Source organism: Mesorhizobium sp. B2-8-5 (assembly GCF_006440675.2).
GTDB lineage: Bacteria > Pseudomonadota > Alphaproteobacteria > Rhizobiales > Rhizobiaceae > Mesorhizobium.
In genome coordinates this window covers 2,741,729-2,763,903 of the sequence record NZ_CP083951.1, presented here as the reverse complement: position 1 = coordinate 2,763,903, position 22,175 = coordinate 2,741,729, and the positions used below count along the sequence as shown (strand labels likewise).

23 protein-coding genes are annotated in these 22,175 nt (G+C 63.2%); 14 read left to right on the top strand and 9 right to left on the bottom strand.

The window, feature by feature from the left end; translation table 11 throughout:
- Positions 1 to 7: 7 nt before the first annotated feature.
- The 5 genes from FJ430_RS13475 (at position 8) to FJ430_RS13455 (ending at position 6,128) form a co-directional block, all read left to right on the top strand.
- The gene (locus tag FJ430_RS13475) at positions 8 to 1,264 is read left to right on the top strand and encodes a sarcosine oxidase subunit beta family protein (protein WP_140710422.1); all 1,257 of its coding nucleotides are present in this window, start codon (positions 8 to 10) and stop codon (positions 1,262 to 1,264) included.
- Positions 1,265 to 1,275: 11 nt separating this feature from the next.
- Complete coding sequence (locus tag FJ430_RS13470; RefSeq protein WP_140640525.1) at positions 1,276 to 1,533, top strand: sarcosine oxidase subunit delta; 258 nt, start codon at positions 1,276 to 1,278, stop codon at positions 1,531 to 1,533.
- 4 nt (positions 1,534 to 1,537) lie between these two features.
- A complete protein-coding gene (locus FJ430_RS13465; protein WP_140710419.1) occupies positions 1,538 to 4,486 on the top strand; it encodes a sarcosine oxidase subunit alpha family protein in 2,949 nt (982 codons plus the stop codon).
- Positions 4,479 to 5,021 (top strand): sarcosine oxidase subunit gamma, encoded by a 543-nt coding sequence (locus tag FJ430_RS13460; RefSeq protein ID WP_226892180.1) that lies wholly within the window; start codon positions 4,479 to 4,481, stop codon positions 5,019 to 5,021. The genes FJ430_RS13465 and FJ430_RS13460 overlap by 8 nt, the downstream gene beginning before the upstream one ends.
- 666 nt (positions 5,022 to 5,687) lie before the next feature.
- Positions 5,688 to 6,128, top strand: a complete 441-nt coding sequence (locus tag FJ430_RS13455; protein ID WP_140710417.1) for a CBS domain-containing protein — start codon at positions 5,688 to 5,690, stop codon at positions 6,126 to 6,128.
- A 46-nt stretch (positions 6,129 to 6,174) separates the two neighbouring features.
- Here FJ430_RS13455 and FJ430_RS13450 read toward each other — a convergent pair whose 3' ends face one another.
- Positions 6,175 to 6,612, bottom strand: a complete 438-nt coding sequence (locus FJ430_RS13450; protein WP_140640531.1) for a DUF2267 domain-containing protein — start codon at positions 6,610 to 6,612, stop codon at positions 6,175 to 6,177.
- A gap of 277 nt (positions 6,613 to 6,889) precedes the next feature.
- Here FJ430_RS13450 and FJ430_RS13445 point away from each other — a divergent pair, with 277 nt between their 5' ends.
- The 6 genes from FJ430_RS13445 to FJ430_RS13420 all read left to right on the top strand — a co-directional run bounded on the left by FJ430_RS13445 (position 6,890) and on the right by FJ430_RS13420 (position 13,377).
- The gene (locus FJ430_RS13445; RefSeq protein WP_140710415.1) at positions 6,890 to 7,438 is read left to right on the top strand and encodes a DUF6496 domain-containing protein; all 549 of its coding nucleotides are present in this window, start codon (positions 6,890 to 6,892) and stop codon (positions 7,436 to 7,438) included.
- A 167-nt stretch (positions 7,439 to 7,605) separates the two neighbouring features.
- Positions 7,606 to 8,466: an NAD(P)H-binding protein gene (locus tag FJ430_RS13440; protein ID WP_413467847.1), complete on the top strand. Its 861-nt coding sequence runs from the start codon at positions 7,606 to 7,608 to the stop codon at positions 8,464 to 8,466.
- A gap of 407 nt (positions 8,467 to 8,873) precedes the next feature.
- Positions 8,874 to 10,634: a thiamine pyrophosphate-dependent enzyme gene (locus tag FJ430_RS13435; protein WP_140710411.1), complete on the top strand. Its 1,761-nt coding sequence runs from the start codon at positions 8,874 to 8,876 to the stop codon at positions 10,632 to 10,634.
- Between the two features lie 12 nt (positions 10,635 to 10,646).
- Entirely contained in the window at positions 10,647 to 12,638 is a 1,992-nt protein-coding gene (locus tag FJ430_RS13430; RefSeq protein ID WP_140710409.1) for a protein-L-isoaspartate(D-aspartate) O-methyltransferase, read from the top strand.
- 153 nt (positions 12,639 to 12,791) lie between these two features.
- Positions 12,792 to 12,995: a hypothetical protein gene (locus FJ430_RS13425; protein ID WP_140640539.1), complete on the top strand. Its 204-nt coding sequence runs from the start codon at positions 12,792 to 12,794 to the stop codon at positions 12,993 to 12,995.
- 178 nt (positions 12,996 to 13,173) lie between these two features.
- Entirely contained in the window at positions 13,174 to 13,377 is a 204-nt protein-coding gene (locus tag FJ430_RS13420; protein ID WP_140652681.1) for a DUF2934 domain-containing protein, read from the top strand.
- Between the two features lie 838 nt (positions 13,378 to 14,215).
- Here FJ430_RS13420 and FJ430_RS13415 read toward each other — a convergent pair.
- Positions 14,216 to 14,665, bottom strand: a complete 450-nt coding sequence (locus FJ430_RS13415; RefSeq protein ID WP_140710407.1) for a DUF6894 family protein — start codon at positions 14,663 to 14,665, stop codon at positions 14,216 to 14,218.
- A 205-nt stretch (positions 14,666 to 14,870) separates the two neighbouring features.
- On the opposite strand from FJ430_RS13415, the gene FJ430_RS13410 reads away from it, so the two are divergent.
- From FJ430_RS13410 to FJ430_RS13400, 3 genes are all read left to right on the top strand, one after another.
- The gene (locus FJ430_RS13410; RefSeq protein ID WP_140710405.1) at positions 14,871 to 15,188 is read left to right on the top strand and encodes a hypothetical protein; all 318 of its coding nucleotides are present in this window, start codon (positions 14,871 to 14,873) and stop codon (positions 15,186 to 15,188) included.
- Between the two features lie 284 nt (positions 15,189 to 15,472).
- Positions 15,473 to 15,703 carry a low affinity iron permease family protein gene (locus FJ430_RS13405; RefSeq protein ID WP_226892179.1) on the top strand — a complete coding sequence of 77 codons (231 nt, stop codon included), beginning with the start codon at positions 15,473 to 15,475 and terminating at the stop codon, positions 15,701 to 15,703.
- Between the two features lie 94 nt (positions 15,704 to 15,797).
- Positions 15,798 to 16,421 (top strand): flavodoxin family protein, encoded by a 624-nt coding sequence (locus FJ430_RS13400; protein WP_140710403.1) that lies wholly within the window; start codon positions 15,798 to 15,800, stop codon positions 16,419 to 16,421.
- A gap of 10 nt (positions 16,422 to 16,431) precedes the next feature.
- Here the strand turns inward: FJ430_RS13400 and FJ430_RS13395 are convergent, their stop codons facing one another.
- From FJ430_RS13395 to FJ430_RS13365, 7 genes are read right to left on the bottom strand one after another with little or no spacing between them, the layout of a single operon-like run.
- Entirely contained in the window at positions 16,432 to 16,680 is a 249-nt protein-coding gene (locus tag FJ430_RS13395; RefSeq protein ID WP_140640549.1) for a cytochrome C oxidase subunit IV family protein, read from the bottom strand.
- Positions 16,677 to 17,312 (bottom strand): cytochrome c oxidase subunit 3, encoded by a 636-nt coding sequence (locus FJ430_RS13390; protein ID WP_140710401.1) that lies wholly within the window; start codon positions 17,310 to 17,312, stop codon positions 16,677 to 16,679. The genes FJ430_RS13395 and FJ430_RS13390 overlap by 4 nt, the downstream gene beginning before the upstream one ends.
- Positions 17,309 to 18,949 (bottom strand): cytochrome c oxidase subunit I, encoded by a 1,641-nt coding sequence (ctaD, locus tag FJ430_RS13385; RefSeq protein ID WP_140710399.1) that lies wholly within the window; start codon positions 18,947 to 18,949, stop codon positions 17,309 to 17,311. Before ctaD ends, FJ430_RS13390 begins: the two co-directional genes overlap by 4 nt.
- Positions 18,946 to 19,899: a cytochrome c oxidase subunit II gene (coxB, locus tag FJ430_RS13380; RefSeq protein WP_140710397.1), complete on the bottom strand. Its 954-nt coding sequence runs from the start codon at positions 19,897 to 19,899 to the stop codon at positions 18,946 to 18,948. The genes ctaD and coxB overlap by 4 nt, the downstream gene beginning before the upstream one ends.
- A complete protein-coding gene (locus FJ430_RS13375; RefSeq protein ID WP_140710395.1) occupies positions 19,896 to 20,648 on the bottom strand; it encodes an SCO family protein in 753 nt (250 codons plus the stop codon). The genes coxB and FJ430_RS13375 overlap by 4 nt, the downstream gene beginning before the upstream one ends.
- The gene (locus FJ430_RS13370) at positions 20,645 to 21,043 is read right to left on the bottom strand and encodes a hypothetical protein (RefSeq protein WP_140710393.1); all 399 of its coding nucleotides are present in this window, start codon (positions 21,041 to 21,043) and stop codon (positions 20,645 to 20,647) included. The genes FJ430_RS13375 and FJ430_RS13370 overlap by 4 nt, the downstream gene beginning before the upstream one ends.
- A 40-nt stretch (positions 21,044 to 21,083) precedes the next feature.
- Positions 21,084 to 22,172, bottom strand: coding sequence for a hypothetical protein (locus FJ430_RS13365; RefSeq protein ID WP_226892178.1), 1,089 nt, complete (start codon positions 22,170 to 22,172; stop codon positions 21,084 to 21,086).
- Positions 22,173 to 22,175 lie beyond the last annotated feature (3 nt).

Sequence of the window (22,175 nt, the reverse complement as noted above, 5' to 3'; positions counted from 1 at the left end):
CATGAACATGTCGCGCTATTCGGCGTTCTCGATTTTCCGTAACGGCCTGTCCGGCCAGAAGAACTGGCAGCGCGCGTGGCGCGCGGCAGAGCCGAAGCCGGCTTACGATGTGATCATCGTGGGCGGTGGCGGACATGGGCTGGCCACCGCCTTCTATCTCGCCGAGAACCACGGCATCCGCAATGTCGCCGTGCTGGAAAAGGGCTATATCGGCGGCGGCAATGTCGGCCGCAACACCACGGTGATCCGCTCCAATTATCTGCTCGACGGGAACACCCAATTCTACGAATTCTCGGTCAAGCTATGGGAAGGCCTGTCGCAGGCGCTGAATTTCAACGTCATGTTTTCGCAGCGCGGCCAGATCGTCACCGCCCATTCGGCGGATCAGCTCGACACGTTCAGCCATCGCGCCAACGTCATGCGGCTTAACGGCATCGACGCTGACATCCTGGATCGTGACGAAGTGCGGCGGCTCGTGCCCTATCTCGATTTCTCCGACACAGCGCGGTTTCCGATCCATGGCGCGATCCTGCAGGGCCGCGCCGGCACCGCCCGCCACGATGCCGTCGCCTGGGGTTATGCGCGCGCCGCGGACGGCCATGGCGTCGACATCATCCAGAACTGCGAGGTGACCGGCTTCGTCCGCGATGGCGACAGGATCGTCGGCGTGGAGACGAGCAAGGGCCGCATCGGCGCCGGCAAGGTCGGGTTGGCAGTCGCCGGCCACACCTCAGTGCTCGGACAGAAGGCCGGCCTGGAACTGCCGATCGAAAGCCACGTGCTCCAGGCTTTCGTCACCGAACCGCTGAAGCCGCTGGTCGACCATGTCGTCGCCTACGGCGCCGATCATTTCTATGTCAGCCAGTCCGACAAGGGTGGGCTTGTCTTCGGCGGCAATCTCGACGGCTACAATTCCTACGCCCAGCGCGGCAATCTCGGCATCGTGCGCGAGGTGGCCGAGGCCGCGATCGCGCTGATGCCCTGCATCTCGCGCGTCAGGCTGCTGCGCCATTGGGGCGGTGTCATGGACATGACGCCCGACGCCAGCCCGATCATCTGCCCGACGCCGATCGATGGGCTCTATCTCAACGGTGGGTGGTGCTATGGCGGCTTCAAGGCGACACCGGCTTCTGGCTGGTGTTTTGCGCACACGCTGGCAACCGGCAAGCCGCATCCATTGATCGCCGCCTATGGGCTCGACCGTTTCCGTACCGGCCACACGCTCGACGAGGCTGGAGCCGGCCCCGCGGCCTGGCTGCAATAGGAGCAAGACGAATGCTTCGCATCGAATGTCCGTGCTGCGGCCCGCGCGATCATGACGAGTTCCGCTATGGCGGCGACGCTTCGGTTATGCGTCCGCGTCATGACGATCCGGACCCGGAGTCCTGGTACCGTTATGTTTATGTACGCAAAAACCCGCCCGGGCCACATAGCGAGTTCTGGCAACATGTGACCGGCTGCCGGCAATGGCTGGTCGTCGAACGCGACACCCGCAACCATTCCATCCTCTCCGTCGGCTTTGCCAGGAAATAGAAGCATGAACTCGAGCGACAGACGTTTGCCGGCCGGTGGCCGTATCGATCGTGCGCAACCGATCGACTTCAGCTTCGATGGCCGCAAGCTGTATGGCTATCAAGGCGACACGCTGGCTTCGGCCCTGCTGGCCAACGGCGTCACACTCACCGGACGCAGTTTCAAGTATCACCGGCCGCGCGGCATCTTTTCGGCCGGACCCGAAGAACCGAACGCGCTGGTCACGCTCGGGGCTGGTGGACGACGCGAACCCAACATGCCGGCAACTACGCTCGAACTGGCGCAAGCCATGATCGCCGAAAGCCAGAACCGCTGGCCCTCGCTCGGCTTCGACCTGCAGAGCATCAACGGGCTGTTTGCACCGTTCCTTTCCGCCGGCTTCTACTACAAGACCTTCATGGGGCCGTCGCGGCGCGCTTGGATGTTCTATGAGCATTTCATCCGCCGGGCGGCAGGCCTGGGCCGAGCCGGCGCCGAGCCCGATCCCGGCCGTTACGAGATGCGCCACGCATTTGCCGACGTGGCGATCGTCGGCGGAGGTCCCGCTGGCCTGTCGGCGGCGCGCGCCGCAGCCATCGCTGGGGCAAGCGTCACGCTGATCGAGCAGGATTTCCTGCTTGGCGGTCAGCTGCTGTCGGAACGTCCCGATGGCGAGGCGGCAGCCTGGCTGAGGGCGACCGAGGCCGAACTCATGGGCCTGCCCAACGTCGCTATGCTGCGCAAGACGATGGCATTCGGCACCTATGACGGCAACACGCTAGGTCTGATCGAACAAAACGACGATCCGGCCGAGGAAGGCGCTGCGCGGCAGGTCTTCACCATGCTTCGCGCCCGCTCCATCGTCCTTGCGGCGGGTGCCATCGAGCGACCGCTGGTGTTCTCCAACAATGACCGGCCTGGTGTCATGCTGGCATCGGCCGCCCGGGCCTACCTCAACCGTTTCGCCGTTCTGTCCGGCCGACGGATCCTGGTTGCCACCACCAATGACGGCGCCTATCGGACCGCCTTCGATCTTGCTGCCGCCGGTGCGGAGGTGACGGTCGCGGATCAGCGCGGCGACCCGACCGCCGCTCTGGCCGCGGAAGCCAGGCGCCTGAACATGACGATCCGATCCGGGGCCCAAATCGCCGGCCTGCGTGGCGGCCATGCGGTCAAGGCCGCGAAGCTTGCCGGGCCGGACGGCAATTCGGAAATCATGTGCGACCTTGTCTGCGTGTCCGGCGGCTGGTCACCGACGGTGCATCTCACCTCGCATCTCGGCGTCAAACCCGTCTATCGCGACGACATGGATGGCTTCGTTCCCGGCGGCCTTCCGGCGGGCCATTTTGGTGCCGGCTCGATGATGGGCCGCTTCTCGACCGCCGACGCCATCGACGGCGGACATCATGCCGGTATCCAAGCCGCAGCCTTCTGCGGAAAATCGGCAGCCGCACCGGCTCCCGCGAGGCTCGATCTCGGCGAAGCCGCAGCCGACGCGTTCCGCGCAATCCCCTTTGTCGGCCGCGGAAAGGCTTTTGTCGATTTCCAGATGGATGTGACCACCAAAGACATCGAATTGGCGCATCGCGAGGGCTATGAATCGGTCGAGCACCTAAAGCGCTACACCACGCTCGGCATGGGCACCGATCAAGGCAAAACCAGCAATTTTACAGCACTTTCGGCCATGGCGGCGCTGCGCCACGAGACGATCCCGCAAACCGGGACCACGACCTTTCGACCACCCTACGCGCCCGTCGCCATCGGCGCGCTCGCCGGCCGCGCCGTCGGCCACCATTTCAAGCCGTTTCGCCTTACGCCGATGCATGACTGGCATGTGGCGAATGGCGCCGACATGCTCGCGGTTGGGCTGTGGATGCGTCCGTATTTCTACCGCGCCGCCGGCCGCGACGTGAACGAAGCCTATATCACCGAGATGCGCATGGTGCGCGGGGCCGCGGGGCTGATGGACATTTCAACCCTCGGCAAGATCGACGTGCAAGGGCCGGATGCGGCCATTTTCCTCGACCGTGTCTATGCCAACGGCTTTGCCAAGCTGCCGGTCGGCCGCGCCCGCTACGGAGTCATGTTGCGCGATGATGGCATCGTCTTCGATGATGGCACTACCACACGGCTGTCGGAAAGCCGGTTCTTCATGACCACCTCGACCGCCAAGGCGGCGGATGTCCTGTCGCGGCTGGAATTCCTGCTCGACACCGCCTGGCCGGATCTGCGCGTCGCCGTTACCTCGGTCAGCGACGAATGGGCGGCGATGTCGGTCGCCGGACCGAGGAGCCGCGATATTCTTGCCGCCGCCTTTCCGCAACTCGACGTCTCAAACGATGCGCTGCCGCATATGGGCCTTGCCGAAGGCGAGTTCGGCGGCCGGGCGTTGCGGATCATGCGCCTCAGCTATTCGGGTGAACGCGCCTACGAGATCTATGTCGGCGCAACTGCCGACGAGACGGTCTGGCGCCATTTGCTTGAGGCGGGCGCGCCCTTCGACCTGAGACCCTACGGGGTCGAGGCGCTGGGCGCGCTGCGGGTCGAAAAGGGCCATGTCGCCGGACCCGAAATCGATGGCCGCACCACACTCGACGATCTCGGTCTTGGCCGCATGGTCGGAAAACGCGCAGGTTTTGTCGGCGATGCCTTGCGACGGCGTCCGGCATTTCAAGCTCCCGACCGTCAGCGCCTGGTTGGCTTGGAATGCACCGAAGAGGGCAAGCGCCTTCGTGGCGGTGCGATATTGTTCATGCCCGGCGATACCGTCGCCGGGCACGGACGCGGCCGGATAACGTCGGTGACGTTCAGCCCGGAGCTTGGCCGTTATGTTGGCCTCGCCCTGCTGGCAGGCGATGTCGCGGTGGAGGGAAGCGAAGTCCTCGCTGCCTATCCGATGAAGGCTGAAACCGTTCGCGCCCGCATCGTCTCGCCCGTCTTCTTGGATCTGAAAGGAGAGCGGCTGCATGGCTGAGGCTCTGGTATCGAAAGATTTCACTCTGTCGAGGTCCGACTGCCCGATTGTTCAGGTCGAGGGCTGGGACGGGATGCTGGCCCGGTTTGAGCTGAACGTTTCCCAAATGCTGGGCACTGCCCTGCCGGTCTCGGTCGGCGAGACGGTCCGCCATGCCGACACGCTCATCGTTCGGGTCTCCCCCCGCCGTCTCTGGCTGATGATGGAGACGGATGCAAAACCGCCGCAGCTCGCGATCGATCCCGAACTGGGCTGTTCGGTTCCCCTCGGCGAGGGACGCGTGCGCTTCAGCTTGAGCGGCGCGCGCATCCTGGAAATCCTCTCCGGCTGCATCGCAGTCGACTGGCGCGCGCCAGGCGCAGCGCCGGGCCGCGCAATTCAAACGGCCTTGCATCACGTACCGGTGCTTGTCCTGCGCACGAGCGAGACCAGCTGCGTCATGATCGTGCCGCGAAGCTTTGCGCGCAGCCTTGCGGACTGGATCGCCGACAGCGCCAGCAAGCGTTCTTCGCCCGGAATTAAAGCGCGCAATTAACTGCCCGCTGGCCGACAAGATGGAACCGTTTCTCAACCCGTCCACTCAAGCAACACGAGGCCCGGGTGTCGGCGCCCGCCGGCTGTTGGTGGCCGAAGACGAATAGCTGGTGGCGGAAAGAGATGCCGCCGCACCGGTCGCCGACGCTTTGGAGCACCAAGCCATCTCATTCATCTTCGTAAGCGCGTATTCGGTCGACGATTTCCAGGTTCCGGCAAAGCCGTTGGCTATGCTTTGTCCCGACAGCTCCATACACCCTTGGCACTTGCTGCCTTGCGCTCCGCTTTGACAAGCAGGCCGCGGCTGAAGCACAACGCGTCGATGCCTGCACCGGTTCATTCCGGCCGTTGCGAAACCGGCCGCCACGACTACCCGGCAAACCGCGAACAGGCTTTGATCTAGCGCAAACGCATGGCCCAATCGCGCCGCACCCGTAAGTTCACATCAAGCAATTAGGTTGCTTTCTGGTTCCGGCGGGTCGATCTGGACGCGCGCGACCTACGTCTGCGGCTGGATAGGCGCGATGCGCGGGGGGTCGACTTCCCGATGCGGAACGCCGCGAAAAGCGGATCCGCAGGTGAATTGGTGGAACGTTATCGTTGAACAGTTCGTTCCGTCGTCACAGCGATCCGGCGGGGGTCTTTTGCAAACCGATAGGAGATTGCCATGAAAGTCGGCGACTGCATGACGAGGGACGTCAAAATCGCAAATCCTGAACACTCGATTCGAGATGTAGCCCAGATGATGGGCAGCCTCGATACCGGGGTGATGCCCGTCGGCGACAACGATCGGCTGGTTGGCATGATCACCGACCGTGATATCGTGGTCCGCGGCGTAGCGTTGGGCAATGGGCCGGATGCCAAGGTGCGCGACGTCATGAGCGTTGGGGACATCAAATACTGCTTCGATGACGAGGATATCGAGCATGTCCTTGCGAACATGGGCGACTTGCAGGTGCGCCGGCTTCCCGTTCTCAACCGCGACAAACGGCTTGTCGGCATCATCTCCCTTGGCGACCTCGCGAAGAATGGAGAAGCGGCGGAAGCTGGGGAGGCTTTGGGTGGCATATCAATGCCAGGCGGAGAACATTCACAAACCTCCCATTAGAGTTCGCGGAGTGTGGGCCGGCGCTGCTGCAATCCTGTCACGCCGCCTACGCCCCGATGCTTTCGGGCCATAACGCCTTGACATCCTTGGGCAGGCCATCGCGCACTTTCGCCGACTGGCCTAGATCGATGTGATGGGCAAGTGCCTTGAATACTGTTCTGGCCGCGTCGCCGGCGTTTACCGGTCGTCCGGACTTCAGGCCTTCGTTTATGGTGTCGAAGAACTCTTCGACAGAGCGATGTCGGTTCGGCACATTGGACGGCTGGTATTGGTCGTAATATGCACCACGGATCATAAGCGGCAGCTCCGCGCCAAGCTTGGCACCCAGTTCCGCGGGCAGCCTGTCGCGTAAGGCGCGCAGAACCACACCAAGCGCATGCCATGCGAGTTGTCGATCTGGGCCGAGATCGTCCATGATCTCGTTCAACCAGATATTGGTGATCTGAACGGTTTTGTCGAAAACGTCGAGGCCATTTGCGCTCATCGTAATCTCCCGGATAAAAGCGCGCCCCGCGCACCCTGCTTCAGTTGGAACGTCCGACTGAAACTATTGTTTCGTTCTCCGGGCCGGGTGTGCGAGCGCGGTTGCCCGTAGCGCGATCGGGGTGGCCCCAAGTGGCGAAGGACCAAACGCTGCCGCAGGGCGCCGTCGGAACTTTTGGATCAAGATCATTGGATCAAGGATCAATTGCGTCTCTGACGCGTTCCCGCCTTTTGGGGCGCGAATCAGTTGGGTCCCCTATCCGAGAAGGGAGAAAGCGATGCCCGACAAGAAAACCATCGAAAGGGCGCGACGGGATAAGCGGCAAGGCAAGTCGCCAAGCACGCAAGCGGGCGAGTTCGTGCGTGAGGAGATTGATGAGATTCGCAGTGGCAAGCACGGCGCGCGTTCCACAAAACAAGCGATCGCCATCGGCCTTTCCGAAGCGCGCCGCGCCGGGGTCGACCTACCCCCGCCAAAGAAGGGTAAGGTCAAGGAGAGCACGCGAAAAAGCGCTGAATATGCCCACGAAGTCGGCCAAGGTGAACGCAAACCCAAGCCCCGGCCGAAGGTTTCTAAGGCCGTGTCTGAGGTCCTCCAGCACGAACCGAAAAGCAGTGCGTCTCGCAAGGCGCTGTCGCGACAAACCAGGGAAGCGGCTTCGCAACGGACCGCTGAAGAGCGATCGGCCTCTGCCAAGAAAGGGGCCGCGACGAAAGGCGCAGCCGGGCGCTCGGCGGCCGCGCGGAAAGCTGTGGAGACCAAAGGCGCTCAAGGCAGGAAGCAAGCGGCGAAGAAGGCAGCCAGAACGCGTGCCACCCGCAGTTAGCCACAGATTGCCTTGACGGACGCCTGCTGGACGAAGAACCTTTGCAAGAACCGTTGACGGGTATGGCCATCGCACAAACTTCGTCATCAAACACTCGACCGCGGTCGGGGTGCGTCACCGTGTTCGGAGGATCCGGCTTTCTTGGGCGAAGGATCGTCAGGCATCTCTTGGATCACGGGCTTATCGTTCGTTCAGCCTCCCGCCATCCCGCGCATGCGCGACCGGGGTGGGCTAATGGCAAGTCCTTTAGCGCAGTCAAAGCCGATATCCTCGATCGAAGCCAAGTTGCAGCGGCCGTTTCGGATGCAGCAACGGTAGTCAACGCAGTCAGCCTCTATTCCGAACATGGAGACGTTACTTTCGAACGCATCCACGTCGAGGCCGCTTCCCAATTAGCGGACGCGGCGCGGGAAGGTGGCGCCGAACGATACATACAGATATCCGGCATCGGCTCCGACTCACGTTCGCAGTCCAGTTACATCAGGGCGCGAGGGCAAGGTGAGGAGGCCGTCAACGTCGGATTTCCGGGCGCGACTATCGTCCGCCCTGCGGTGATGACCGCAACAGACGACAGGTTTTTGACAACGATCACGAGATTGTTGCCCATCCTTCCCGCATATCCGCTGTTCGGCAATGGCGATACCCGCCTCCAGCCAGCATCCGTTGAAGACGTTGCCGAAGCCATCGCGCGGATCGCCTCCGGAGGCGCCGACGCCCGTCTGTTCGAGTTCGGTGGACCGCGTGTCTACACTTATCGAACCCTGGTGCTGGAAGTCGCTCAATTGCTTGGCATCAAGACACGATTGGTGCCGGTTCCATTTGTCTTATGGCGCATTCTTGCCACTTTCGGCGAGTTCATCCCCGGCGCACCGCTGACACGCAATCAGGTCGACCTCATGCAGATCGACACCGTTGCGGACACCCAGCTGCCGGGATTTCGCGACCTCGGAATAGAACCTCATGACATCGACCAGGTGCTGCGATCTGCAATCGTGCCGGCAGGCAGAACGCGCGCCAGCCGCCGCTAGCCCCGCTCGCTACCAATTGTCCCTGGATATTCCCTGCCAAAGGCAAGCAGGAACCTGCTCCAGCGCTCCCGGGTCGGAAAATGACCGACACCCGGCAAGAGTTCACGTTCACAACTGGCCGCAAAATGACGCGGTCGTCATCGCCGTGCAACGTCAGCGTCGGCACCGAGATGACCTCCGCCTCAACCTGCTTGCGCGCTAGCTCGAAGGACTTCGCTACCCGTTCGAACAGCGCATCGTCGAACCATGGACGCCTACTTAGGGGCAATGCATTAGGGACACCCCACTGGAGCGGCCGCCCAACCCTGCGCAATCGGGTTTGCTCCTTTTGGCCATGAGCCGCCTCGATCCGGCGAGGGAACCAACCGCGGCCTTGCTGGTTCGGAAGCCAACAGCGGAGCCTCGCCATGCCCAATGCAGCCGAAATTCTCGTCGACACCTTGATTGCCTGGAACGTCGAAGTCGTGTTCGGGCTCCCCGGCGACGGCATCAACGGCGTCATGGAAGCGCTGCGCAAAAACCAGGACAGGATATCCTTCGTCCAGGTTCGTCACGAGGAGTCGGCCGCGTTCATGGCTTGCGCCTACGCCAAATGGACAGGCAGGCTCGGCGTGTGCCTGGCAACATCCGGACCCGGCGGCACCCATCTTCTCACCGGCCTCTACGACGCCAAGCTCGACCAGGCGCCGGTGCTGGCAATCACCGGCATGCAGTTCCATGATCTGATCGAGACTTTCACGCAGCAGGATGTCGATCTTACTCGCGTCTTCAACGACGTCAGCGTCTACAACGTCCAGGTCTCGGACGCCGCGCATATGGAGAACGTAGCAAGCCTCGCCTGCCGCACAGCGCTTGCCCGCAAGGGCGTCGCCCATCTTTCGATCGCCAGCGATATCCAGGAACAGCCCGCCGACGCGGCCAAGCGATCCAAGCGCAACCGCCCGGCGCACACGCCGCAGGACATGTTCGCTCCTCACTGCCTCGCGCAAGATGCGGAGTTGGACAAAGCCGCGGCCGTCCTCAATGATGCAGGGCGCGTGGCGATCCTAGCGGGGCGCGGAGCCATCGGCGCGGCGGTGGAGCTCGAGGAAACGGCGCGGCTGCTGCAGGCGCCGATCGTCAAGGCGCTGCTCGGCAAGGCGGTGCTGCCGGACGACCATCCCTACACCACCGGCGGCATCGGCATTCTGGGCACCTTGCCATCACAGGAGGCGATGGAGACGTGCGACGCCGTCCTCATCGTCGGCTCGACCTTCCCTTACATCGAATATTATCCGCAGCCGGGCACAGCGCGTGGCGTCCAGATCGATTGCGACGCGCAGCGTATCGGCCTGCGCTTCCCCGTCGAGGCCGGCCTGGTCGGCGACGCGGCCGAGACATTGCGCGCCCTCAACAAGCGGCTGAAGCAGAAAGGCGACGGCGAATTCCTGGCGGCCGCGCAAAGCGCGATGCAAAAATGGCGCGAGATGATGCGTCAGTCCGAAGATGGCTCGGCGCATCCGCTCAAGCCTCAGCACGTCGCACGGGCATTCGGCGAACGCCTCGCCGAGAATACGGTACTGGCGACTGATTCCGGCCAGAACACCGAGCTTGCCGCCCGCCATGTCGATCTCCGCGCTGGGCAGGCCTTCGGCGTCTCGGGCGCGCTCGCCTCCATGTCCTGCGGTCTCAGCTATGCGATCGCCGCCGGCATCGCCTTTCCCGGCCGGCCGATCGCGGCGATCGTCGGCGACGGCGGGTTTGCCATGCAGCTCGGCGAGTTTTCGACGGCGGTGCGCTACGGCATCCCGCTGAAAATCCTGGTCATCAAGAACAACATGCTGAACCAGATCGCCTGGGAGCAGATGATGTTTCTCGGCAACCCGCAATTCGGCTGCGAATTGCAGCCGATCGATTTCGCCAAGGCCGCCGAGGCGATGGGGGGAAAAGGTTTCAGCATCGAGCGGGCGGAGGAGGTCGAGCGCGTGCTGGACCAGGCTTTCGCCACCAGCGGCCCGGTGATCATCGAGGCGCTGGTCGACGCCTATGAGGCGATGATGCCGCCGAAAATGCCGCCCGACTACGCCAAGAACTTCCGCAAGGCGCTGCCTCAGACTCCGGGCCGCGGTGAGATCGAGGAAAACGTCGCCCGGGAGCCAGCCAAGACGATGATGGGGGCAGGACAATAGGAGGGAATTCCGATGCTCGATCTTTCCCGCGAGCGCCGTCGGATGGTCGATGTTCATCTCGGCCGCCGCGGCATCCATGATCGGGAAATCCTGGCGGCGATGCGCGAGGTCCCCCGCGAAGTCTTCGTGGATCCCGGCTACGAGGAATTCGCCTATGAGGATGGACCGCTGCCGATCGCGGAAGGCCAGACGATATCGCAGCCTTACATCGTTGCCTTCATGCTGGAGATGGCGGAAATCGGCCCGGGCGACCAGGTGCTCGAGGTGGGCACAGGATCGGGCTACGCAGCCGCCGTCATGAGCCGGATCGTCGACCATGTCTACACGATCGAACGCCACACAGCGCTGGCCGAAACCGCACGGCACCGCTTTCAAAGACTAGGCTACGACAACATCGAAGTTCGGACCGGCGACGGCACCAGAGGCTGGCCGGAAGCGGCGCCCTTCGATGCCATCGTGGTCGCGGCGAGCGGGCCGGGCGCGCCGCTGGCCTTGCAGCAGCAGCTCGACGTCGGCGGCAGGCTGGTCATCCCGGTGGGCGACGATCCCGACGAGCAGCGCCTGCTCAAGGTAACCCGCACGGGCGCCTCGACCTACAGCGAGGAGGATTTCGGCGGGGTGCGGTTCGTCCCGCTCATCGGCGAACAGGGCTGGCGGGAGGAAAGCCGCCCGGCGACTGTCCGCGCGATTCCACTGGCGCGCCAGCGCAGCCTCCCGGAAATGATCGCCGCGGCCGCCGAGCCGCTGCCCGACTTCAACGATCCCGGCTTTGCCGAACCGTTCGACCGCTTCGCGGACCGGCGGATCGTCTTGCTCGGCGAAGCCAGCCACGGCACATCCGAATTCTACCGGGCGCGCGCGGCAATCACCAAAAGGCTGATCGAGAGACACGGCTTCACCATCGTGGCGGTGGAGGCCGATTGGCCCGATGCGGCTGCGATCGACCGCTATGTTCGCGGTAAGAGCACTTCCGCTGGCGCCGAGCGACCCTTCCTGCGCTTTCCGACCTGGATGTGGCGCAACACCGACGTCGCGGCATTCGTGGAGTGGTTGCGCGAGCACAATGACATGGTCAAGGCACTCCAGCCGCAAGCAGGCTTCTATGGCCTCGACATCTACAACATGCGCGCCTCGATCGCCGCCGTCCTGGAGTATCTCGACCGCGCAGACCCGGAAGCGGCAAAGGTTGCGCGCGAGCGCTATGGCTGCCTGACGCCTTGGCAGACCGAGCCGTCGACCTATGGCCGCGCCGCGCTGACCAGGGGTTACCGCGAATGCGAGGAAGCGGTTCTCGAACAATGCCGCGAGATGCTGGCGAGGCAGCTTGACGATACCGGACAAGACGGCGACGACCTCTTCGACGCCGCGCAGAATGCCCGTCTCGTCGCCTCCGCCGAGCATTATTACCGCACCATGTATTATGGCGGCCCGCAATCCTGGAATTTGCGCGATACTCATATGTTCGAAACGCTGGAGCATATCCTCGATGCGCGGGGCCCCAAGGCGAAGGCTGTCGTTTGGGCGCACAATTCGCATATCGGCGACGCGCGCTACACCGAAATGGGCATCTCGCGCGACGAAGTGAATATCGGCCAGCTCTGCCGGCAGAAGTTTGGCGATGCCGTGGCACTCATCGGCCTAGGCACGCATGCAGGCACCGTCGCGGCAGCGACCGACTGGGACGGAGACATGGAAATCAAGTCGGTGCGGCCTTCTCGCGAAGACAGCTACGAGCGGCTCTGCCACGACGCCGGCATTCACCGGTTCCTGCTTGACCTCGGGCACGACCCGGACCTGCGCGACCGCCTGACCGAGCGCCGGCTGGAACGATTCATCGGGGTGATCTACCGGCCGGAAACCGAACTGCACAGCCACTATGCCGACGCCTCGCTGGCGCGGCAGTTCGATGCCTTTGTGTGGTTCGATGAAACCAACGCGGTCACGCCGCTCGGACCCGAGCACGCTGCCGAAGGCGTGCCGGAAACCTATCCATTCGGCGTCTGACGCCGGAACATTCGGCATCCCTTCCAGTTTGGGAGGCCATAGCAATTCCAGGAAAAGCGTGAGCGGTTTTCCGTCCGGAATTGCGTAAATCAAAGAGGTAGTGCGTTTCACCGTTTCCGTGAAACGGTGAAACGCACTAATCGAGGAACAGCCATGAGCGGAAACCAGCACCCGAAATCGAAAAGACCGAGCGACGCCGATATGGAGAACGATCCCGGCATTGGAACCTCCAAGGGCACCATCAAGGAAGGTGACGAGTTGGAGCATGGCGAGAACACGGTCGAGGGAGATGTCGAGAACGACACCACCTCAACGGGCGGAATCAACCCGCGTCAGAAAATTCGCACGAACAAGTAGACTGTTTTCGCCCTCGCACCCGACCGTGCCAGCGGCCATCGGCATGGGCGGGATTCCAAAGGCGACGTTCCCCGACGCTTTGCAAACGCACTTAATCCATTCGAATCCAATGGAACAAACCTCTCAGCGCTCGATTGGGGCAGACAAGCGCCAACGTCAGGCGCGACAGGAGGAAAGCATGGACCGGGAAGAACGCATCAGGCAACGCGCCCACGAGATCTGGGAACGCGAAGGCCGCCCCGATGGGCGTGAGCAGGAGCACTGGGATCAGGCCGTCCAGGAGATCGAATCGGAAGGCTCGGAAGCCGAGCGCGGCCCGGTGACACCGGATCCCGCGGTTGGCGTCGGCTCGGATCCGGCCACCAACAAGCCCGGCGGCTGAAGGCACGGCGACCAGCAATGCGTCGTATCGGTACACTTGTCGCGGCTCTGCTGATCGTGCTGATCGCCCTTTGGCTTTGGGCTGACCAGAACAACAGACGCCCCAGCGGCGGCGCCCAGCAGCCGTCGCCGCACGCTATCGACCAAGGTGGCTGAGGTACGGCCAGCCTCACCGGCTGCCGTGTCGCGCTTCAGTTTGCAGCCTCGCGATCGAGCATGTCCGGATCTTTCCAGATCGGCGCCACCCCGCCTGGAATAGCGCGCTCGCGCGGAGCCTGCACTGATCTCAGCCGTGTCGTCCGGCGACCCCGTGCTCGCCGGACGACCGGCTTTTCAATGCACCAAACGGCTTCTGAGCCAGGCGAGATTGCCTTTTACGATCCTGCGAACTCGCGCGGCGGCCCAACTCGCTGCATCGTGGCGCCGGCATGACAGCTGCAGACGACATCATGCAGTTGCCAATCGGACAATTCAAAGAAGCGCCTCGTCCGGAGCGATCAGATATTCATCTTCGATGATCAGTGCCAAGGGCGTCCGCATCTCGGCCTCCGTTAGCCTACCGTGCCCCTCCTTGGCTCGGACTCGCGATTGTTCTCAGCGTGCCCGCCAGGAAAGCGCGGGATGTGTTGCTGCGCCGCGGTTGCGGCGCTGCCGATGGGATTTGGACCAGCCTGCTCCTTGCCGAGACGGAGTTCTATCACGTCAGGGCTCGACAAGGCGGCGCGCGCCTCGAAGAGACGAAGAAACTCCGGTCTGAGCCCATCGCCCCGTGAATTTGCAAGCATATGCAGTGACATGAAGGGATGCATCATCATACCTTTCACAGACGCCGCCTTCCCTCACATCGCGGTGGTTGCCCTTTCCTGCCTTGCTTCTTCGAAATCGACGGCCAAGACGACATCACCGCCGCCGCCATAAACCCGAACCGCCCAGCCGTCCTGACGCGGTTCAGCCGCATCGTCGAGCAGATCGATCGCCGAGCGCACCGCTTCATGGCGAGCAGCTTCGAGGTCGGGCAATTCAACGCCTTCGACCCGCCTCACACTGCCGCCATCGCGATATTCGAATGTGTACGGACCCACCTTGCCGTCCGGTTCATCTCGTTCTGCCGGGTAGCTGAATGCCGCGCACTGAAGCATCATCTCTCTGGCGCGATCGATAAGCGCGGCGTCGCCAAGCAACGGGTCGGACACAATCATGGTGACAGCGATCCTTTCCCCGCCCTCGCCACGAAACTCGACTGTCGCGCCTTTGGGATCGGCATGTATCGCTGTGTCGAGAACTTGCATTCCGGCCTCGTTGTCCTGCTATCGAGGATACAAGGCTCCCTTGACCCGAAAGTTCCGTCCGAGTTCAAGAATCGATCTCGGCAACCGTGCGCCTGACGTCGCGCGGGCAATGAAGTCGAAGGCGCTTGCTTGATCCCGCCTCCTGCCGTGACGCCCGGTTGGAACAGCGGGGCCGGAAGCAGGTTTGGAAACAAAGGAGGCGCAAATGTCACCCAACCAACGTACATCCGCCGAAGCACGCGGCGAAATCCAGGCCGGCAGGACCCAGGACAAGACGCCCGGATTCGACCCGGCGGCGGCGCCGCAGGAGACAGATGCCGAGGCCGGCGATGTCGCGACTTCCGCTCAGCCGGCCGAGGCGCGCAAATCGAACTTCACCAACCAGGCGAGTTTTGCCGACGCGATGCGACAGCCGGAGAACGCGCCCGACCTGCAGCCGCGCAGAAGCGGCCCGGTTCTGGTCATAGTGGCGCTGGTTGTCGTGGCCGCCGTCGCATTTCTCGTCGCCGCGGTCTTTCGCTAGCCGCGAAAGGAACATCGCTCACGGTTCCAGGTTGATAGCGCAGGAGGCTGTTGCGATGCCAAGCTTGAGGATTTTGTTTCGCCGTCTGTGGCGCTGGAAAGCCCAACCCGCAACCGACTCGTCCCCCGTGGATGCCATTGTCCGCCTGCTGCGGGACGCAAACAAGCAGAGCGGCGCGGGTGGCACCAGGTATCAGGATTGAGGCCGACATTGCGGGCGGCCTGACTTGAGCGGACCGGCAACGGACAAAGCCGGCGGCGTGGCTCGTCTTCGAACCGAAGACCTTGGACTGGCACGGTATCGCCACCCTTGCGACCTGGGCAATGACCCTATTGATACAGCGCGCCGAGCACCGCGACACGCAGGCTCTTCAAGCCAAACTGGACGAGCTGATCACATCAAGTCGAACGGCGAGCGACGCTGTCGCGCGTATCGACGAAAAGGAAGCGGAAGAGATCGAAAAGGTGCGGGACAACCACAGGAACATATCGGAGCACACGCGGTTGGACACTTGATGACCCGGCCGACCTTCCCTCCTACGAAAGCGCCACCATCCAAGGCTCGGATCGTCAGGGCGAGACGGTCGCCCCAAGCCGGCAGGAGGATATGATGTCGCTCACCGCGTTCGCGCTCAATTGCACGCTTAAAATGCCGGCGGACGGGGAAGAATCCTCCACCGACAGAATGCTGGCGGAGTTGGCGAAGGCGCTGGCCGCGCATGACGTCGCATGCGAAACCGCCCGCGCTCTTGCCCACAACATCAAGCCCGGCGTGCTCTCCGATATGGGCGAAGGCGACGACTGGCCGAAGCTGCGGGAAAAGATCCTGGCCGCCGACATCTTCATCCTTGGGTTGCCGATCTGGATGGGGCAGCCGTCGAGCGTGGCCAAGCGTGTGATGGAGCGGATGGACGCTTTCCTGTCCGAGACCGACGACAGCGGACGCATGCCGGCTGCCGGAAAGGTGGCGCTGGTGGCGATCGTCGGCAATGAGGATGGCGCGCATCACTGCCATGCCGAGTGCTATCAGGCGCTCAACGACGTCGGCTTCACCGTTTCCGCCAATGGCGGCGTGTACTGGGTTGGAGAAGCGATGGGCGACGTCAACTTCGTCGATCTTCCCGGCACGCCTGAAAAAGTCGTCGGCATGATCAAGATGGCGGCGTCCAATGCCGCTCATCTGGCCGGGCTCTTCAAGACGAAAAACTATGTCGGCGTGCCAGAGGGCGATTGATATCGCTCTCTTATCGTCCGATCAGCGTCAGCCCGAAGAGGATGACGAGCCAAAGCCCGGCGGCCGCAACGGCGAGCCGCGGCAACATGCCTGTCAGATGCATGAACAACATGGCGATCAGGACCGCCTTCGCGGCGGCGATCGCCAGGTTGAGGGCGACATTGAAGCCGCCAAGGTCGAAAAGGGACGAGCCGACCGTCAGTGCCAGCAGCGCGAGCAGGCCGAGATAGCCGAAGGTGAGTTTGCGCAGTTCGCTCATCGGTTGATCAGGTAAAGGACGGGGAACATGAACACCCAGATGATGTCGACAAAGTGCCAGTAGAGGCCGACGGCCACGACCCGGCGCAGCCGGTTGGCAGGGCTGGCGGTCCGCCAGAGCGCGACCATGCCGGCGATGACGACGATGCCGCCGATCAGGTGCAGCGCGTGCAGCGAGGTCATCGCGAAATAGAGGCCGAAGAAGAATTCGGCGTGGGTCGGATCCGGCCCGGCATAGCGAAACGGCAGGCCAAGGAGCGGAGCCAGGCCTTCACCGATTTCCTTGCCATATTCGATGCCTTTCACGGCCAGGAAGCAAATACCCAGCGCAGATGTCGCGGCCAGCGCCCAGACCGTAGCGCGCCAGCGTCTGTGAAGCGCAAGCATATGGGCCAGCGCCATGGTGAAGCTGCTGGTGATCAGCACGGCGGTGTTGAGGGTACCGATCGGCAGCGAAAGATGTTTCGATGCTGCCGCGAAGGCGGGGCCGAAATCGATATGCGCGACGAGGAAGACCAGGAAGATCGCGCCGAACAGCATCGCCTCGGAGCCGATGAACACCCACATGGCAAAATTGTCGGCGCGCCGTTCGCGCTGCGGGGTGTCGAAGGCGACGCTCTCGGTCCCGCTCATCCGCCTGCCTCCAGATGCGGACTGAAGCGTTCGTGCTCAAGCCCCTTCATGTCGTAGGCATAGGCCGGTCGGGTCACAACCGGCATCGTCTCGAAATTATGCGGCGGCGGCGGCGAGCCTGTCTGCCATTCGAGCCCGGTGGCGTTCCACGGATTGTCGGTCGCGCGAGCGCCGCGAAACAGCGACCAGCCGAGATAGAACAACGGCATCAAATAGCCGATCGCCAGCACCACCGCGCCAGCCGACGACAGCACGTTCCAGAATTGGAACTCCGGCGGATAGGTATGATAGCGCCGGGGCATGCCGTCGAAGCCCAGCACATATTGCGGGAAGAAGGTCAGGTTGAAGCCGACGAAGGTGACGGTCGCCGCGATCCGCCCCGCCGTTTCCGAATACATGCGGCCGGTCAGCTTAGGCCACCAGAAATGCAGGCCGGCCATATAGGCGGTCACCATGCCGCCGACCATGATGTAGTGGAAGTGCGCGATGACGAAGTAGGTGTCGTGGACATGCACGTCGACCGCGAGCGACGCAAGGAAGAGCCCCGCCAGCCCGCCGAAGGTGAACAGCGCAAGGAAGAACAGCGCGTAAAGCATCGGCGTCTCGAAGCTGATCTCGCCCTTGCGCAGCGTCAGGCTCCAGTTGAAGACCTTGATCGCCGACGGGATCGCGACGCAGAAGGACAGGAACGAGAATACCACGCCGGCATAGGAAGATTGCCCGCTGACGAACATGTGGTGGCCCCAGACCAGGAAGCCAAAGACGGCGATCGCCATCGACGACATCGCCACGGCCTTGTAGCCGAACAGCGGCCGGCGGCTGAAACAGGGCAGCACCTCCGACACCACGCCCATGCCTGGCAGGATCATGATGTAGACCGCCGGGTGCGAGTAGAACCAAAAGAGATGCTGGAAGAGCAGCGGATCGCCGCCGAGATCGGGATTGAAGATGCCGATGCCGAACACACGCTCCAGCACGATCAGGATCAGCGAGGCGGCGAGCACCGGGGTCGCCAGCACCATCACCAGGCTGGTGGCGTAGAGCGTCCAGACGAAGATCGGCAGGCGGAACCAGGTGAGCCCGGGCGCGCGCAGCGTGTGCACGCTGACGATGAAGTTGATGCCGGTCATGATCGTCGAGAAGCCGACGATGAAGACGCCGAACGCCGCGGTCGAAACCCAGCCATTGGCATAGAGCGTCGACAGCGGCGTGTAGAACGTCCAGCCGGTGTCGACGCCGCCCGCCACCACCGCAAACAGCGCGAACAAGCTGCCGAAGATGAAGACATACCAGCTGGCGAGGTTCAGCCGCGGGAACGCGAGGTCGCGCGCGCCGATCATCAACGGCAAAAGGAAATTGCCCAATGTCGCCGGGATCGACGGCACCAGGAAGAACCAGACCATGATGATGCCGTGCAGCGAGAACAGCCGGTTGTAGACATCGTCGGAGACGAGGTCGCCGGCCGGTGTCGCAAGCTCGATGCGCATCAGCACCGCCATGGCGCCGCCGAGGAAGAAGAAGGTAGTCAGCGAGATCAGGTAGAGCCATGCAACGCGCTTGTGGTCGGTGGTCAGCAGCCACGCGCGAGGCCCGCTCCCCTCCCCCAAATACGTGCCCTGCATCGCCACGTTGGTCATGGCATGGCTCCAGCCGTTGGTTGCGGCGAAAGCGACTTCAGATAAGCGAGCAGCATCTGCAGTTCGCCTTCGTCGATCAGGCCGTCGAAGCTCGGCATGACCGGTTCATAGCCCGCCGCGATTTCCTTCTTCGGATTGAGGATGGAGTCGCGCAGATAACGCTCGTCTGCGATCACCGTCTGCTGGTTGTCGAGCGCCACCGGCCGGCCGAAGATGCCGTCAAGCGACGGCGCCCGCACCTTGCTGCTCGCGCCATGGCAGCCCGAGCAGCCCAGCGCGCGAAACAGTTTCTCGCCGCTCGCGGCAAGCGTCTCGCCTTCGCCCTGGCTGTTCAGCCACGCGGCATATTGCTCGGGCGCCATCACGGTCACCCAGCCGCCCATTTCGGAATGCTGCGTGCCGCAATATTGGGCGCAGAACAGGTGGTAGCGGCCTGGCTCGGTGGCGATGAACCAGATATGCGTCGTGCGGCCCGGCACCGCATCCTGCTTGATACGGAACGCCGGCACGTAGAAGGAGTGGATGACGTCCTGTGAGGCGAGCGACACCACGACAGGTTTGCCGACGGGAACATGCAATTCGTTGATCTCGCGCTGGCCGCCTGGCTGCCTGAACTCCCACATCCATTGCTTGCCGAGTCCGGTGATCTCGAGCGCGTCCGCCGGCGGATGGTCGCGGCGAACGAAAAGCGTGGCGCCCCAGCCGAAGAAGATGAAAGCGACGATCAGGCTGGCGATCGTCCAGCTCATTTCCAGCGGCAGGCTGCGGGAACGCTTGCCCGTCCGATCCGCCTGTGAGCCGACGCGGTATTTCACCGCGTAGCCGACGACCAGTCCGGTCAGCGCCAGTCCGAGAACGACGGAAAAAGCAAGCAAAGTGTAAAACAGCGCATCGACCTGGCCGGCTTCCGAGGAAGCCTCCTGCGGGAAGAAGGGAATGCCGAAGCTCACCTTGCCCTCCCCCAGCTTTGCCAGAGCACGGTTGCGCCGAGGCCAAGCAGCGTTGCCAGGCTCGCGACTTTCAGCGCCGCCCAGATCGCCGGCGTGTACTGGCCTTTCGAACTGTCGAAGCCGGCGCAGAGCAGGAAGATGTGATCGGCAATCGACCCAAGCCTGTTCTCCGACGCTTCGACCAGCGCGAGCTTGAGATCGCGCGGCGTGAAGGTCAGCGCCGGCAGCACCTGTGAAATCCGGCCAGACGGCGTAAGTGCTATGACCGCGATCGGATGGACGAACTGATCGATGCCTTTGCGCCGGTCGAAGGTGATGCCCGCCTCGCTGGCAAGCGTAGCGCCTGCGCCATCGCTGCTGGTCAGGAAACGCCAGGCGGGCAGGCCTGCCGGACCGGCGGCGGAAGCGATGTCATCTTGCGCCGTGGCCGCGTCGGCCGGGGTCTCCTCGGGATCGATCGAGATGAACAGCGCGCGGTAGTCTGCCGGCCGAAGCGATGTCTTGTTCAGGTCGGAGGCAACGGCCTGCTGGGTGACGCCGCACAGGTTCGGGCATTTGTCGTAGCCGAAGATGACAAGCGCCGGACGGCCGCCCAGCGTTTCGCCCAGCGTCAGCTTCCGGCCGCTGGCGTCGATCAGTTCGCGGTCCAGCGTCAGCTGTGCGCCGAGCTTTGGATCGAATGTCGGTCGCTCGGCGGCAGGGGCCGCGCCGGCAACGAACAGACAAAGGGCGGCTAACAAGCTTCTCATCGCCCTGCCCCGCTTTGCTGTCGGCAATTCTGGGCCTGCGGAGCGCGGGGAACGGCCGCTGTGACCAGGGCGCAGTCATCGGCTCCAGTGGTTGCGGATCGCTGCTGCGACCAATCCGGCAAACCGTTGCTGACAATTGCCCACATGGCGTCGTCGATCGGAATACGGGCGATGCCGGCATTGCGGTCGACCCAGCCAAGCATTTTGAGCTGGCGATCCTCCTCGGCGCGAAGACTTGCCAGGTCCTGCCTTGGCGCGGTCTGCAGATCGGGGCTTTCCGGACTGGTTTCCGTCGGAACCGGCAGCCATGTCGGCGTGGTGTTGAAGGCGAGCTTCATGCCGATCGCGGCCAAGGCGATGAACAGCAGCAGCCCGCCACCGAAAGCGAGCAGCATCCGCGGCTGGACATCGCGCGTCTCGGGATGGCGGTGCGCCTTAGCCATGGGCTACCTCCCGCCTCCACCAGACGATCCTGTCTGCCCGGCGGAGCAGGAAGAGGAACAGCGCAAGCCACAGCCCACCCAGTCCCACCCAGGCGACCGCATCATGCCAGAGCGCTAGCAGACCGCCGGAAAAGAGCGGTGGCCGTATACGCCAGAACACATCGGCGAAATGGCCTGCAAGAGCTGCCCCCGCCAGCCAGACCAGGCCGTCATGGCTGCGCTTGAGCCGTCGGCCGAGCGAGCCTGTGAACGCAGCCGCCTGCAAGGCAATCAGCAGCCACAGCAGATACCGCCAGCCCCCCGTCGCGCGACTGATGTACCACCCGATCTCGTCGGGCAGGTCGCCGCCCCAGACGACAACCCACTGCATGAAGACGAGGTAGATCCAGGTCAGCAGGAAGCCCAGCTGCATGTTGGCAAGGTCCTCGCTAAGCGCGACATCTTCCTCGCCACCGGGTATGACCTCCACTGCCCGTCTTGCGGCCAGCACAAGGATCGCCAGGGCGAAAGCTCCGACGACTTCGGCGGAGGCCTCACAAAGCGCGTAGATGGTCGAGGTGAATTCCGGCTCGATCGAAAGCATCCAGTCGATGGCAAAGACGCTGACGGCAAGCGCGTGGAGGATCAGGCCAAGAGCATATTTCCTCCCGTTGCCAGCTTTCTCGGAATCCTCTGAAGTCGAGCCGAGCACCACCCATGTGAGAACGAGCCAGATCGCCGCGCAGACAGCGAAGCGCAGCAGGAAGAACGGCACGTTGAGATAAGCAAGCTTCTCTCGAACCTTCTCAGAAAGCATCGCGGAATCCGCGCCGGCCCATGGGAAGATAAGGTCGAGTCTCATCAGCACCGGCAGGAGCAAGATAAGCGCGAGCGGCAGCATCGCGATCATGACCCGCAAAGGCTGGCGGACCGCCTCGCCCCAGCGTCCGCCGGTCAGCCCGTGCACCATCAATATGGTCAGCGCGCCGAGCGGCAGGCTGATCGCGAAGATAGCTACCGCGACCCAGGCGCCCAGCATTGCTTTGGCATCGAGCGATGCGCCAAGAACGCACAGGACAAGTCCCGCGACGCCGACCGCCACAAA